Origin of the sequence: Paraglaciecola sp. MB-3u-78, from assembly GCF_002835935.1 — a bacterium.
In the GTDB taxonomy this organism is placed as follows: domain Bacteria; phylum Pseudomonadota; class Gammaproteobacteria; order Enterobacterales; family Alteromonadaceae; genus Paraglaciecola.
In genome coordinates this window covers 1-1135 of the sequence record NZ_PJCF01000041.1, presented here as the reverse complement: position 1 = coordinate 1135, position 1135 = coordinate 1, and the positions used below count along the sequence as shown (strand labels likewise).

The following is a 1135-nucleotide window of genomic DNA, read 5'->3' as shown; positions in this document are numbered from 1 at the left end:
ACGACGCCTCCTTGCGGTGTTCCTTTCTCCGGAAATTCCAGTGTGCCGTCTTGCATTTCAATCGGGGCTTTTAACCACCGCTCTATATACAATAGTACCCACTTTTCTTTCACATGCTTTTGCACTGCTCTCATCATCAGCTCATGATCGATATTATCGAAAAAGCCTTTGATATCAAGATCCAGTACCCAGTCACTTTTCCAGCAGCGCTTACGTGCTTGCCCCACTGCATCATGTGCCGATTTCTTTGGACGGTAACCATAAGAGTCTGAATGAAAATGCTGTTCCAACTCAGGCTCTATTAATTGTTTGGCTACCATCTGCGCAATGCGGTCAGTCACTGTAGGGATCCCTAAAGGCCTCATCTGTCCATCATCCTTGGGTATTTCAACCCGCATGACGGCGGATGGAAAGTAGCTGCCTGACGACAGACGATTCCAGAGCTTATAAAGATTATTCTTCAAATCCCCATTAAACTTTTCGATCGTCTGGCGATCAACTCCGGCAGCGCCTTTGTTGGCCTTGACCCGTTTGTATGCCTCCCAAACTTGTCGTTTGGAAATAGTAAACGGCTTTGCTTGTTTCAATCCAATCCTCCCGTTTCCGGTTGTTTTCTTTAGTTCAAGCTGATCGATGCTTCCCCTTCGCTCCACTTTCATTACAAAAGCTTCATCACTACTACGGGTCGCTCCGCCCCTGTGCCCTGCATCGGTACTCTCACACTTATGGGGCTACCACTTGTGTTTCTCCCTTATCATCAGGGCGACAGGTTCCCACGTTCCACATAAAAGCCTGTTTCAAGTTCACGCCATCTTCATGCCGGAGGCCGCCTAGCCAATAATCAGGTTTCCGCTAGACTTATCCCGAGGTAACGACGACCCCTCGGTTTTGACACTCGTCCCTACATTTTCGACACTTCAATAATGGTTCATTTGCATTCGTCTCCTTGAAACTCACCTGACAAGATCGAGCCTTGCCTTTTCCGTAACGCTCACCACCCCGGCTCTTTACCGACGCAGCTTACGGTGGTTTGAAGCCTCCACCTGCATGGCGGCTTCGAGGGGCCAAACCCTCATCTTTTATGCAGCATAGCTGCATGAAGGACAATGTCCTTCTTTGCGCCTTCGTGGCACAC

At 49.0% G+C, this 1135-nt stretch carries 1 protein-coding gene; it reads right to left on the bottom strand.

Translation table 11 applies throughout. The annotated features are described in order from the left end of the window. Window positions 1–587 (bottom strand): reverse transcriptase domain-containing protein (locus CXF95_RS26210; RefSeq protein ID WP_255418960.1); only part of this gene is annotated, 587 nt, incomplete at its 3' end. Between the last annotated feature and the right edge of the window lie 548 nt (window positions 588–1135).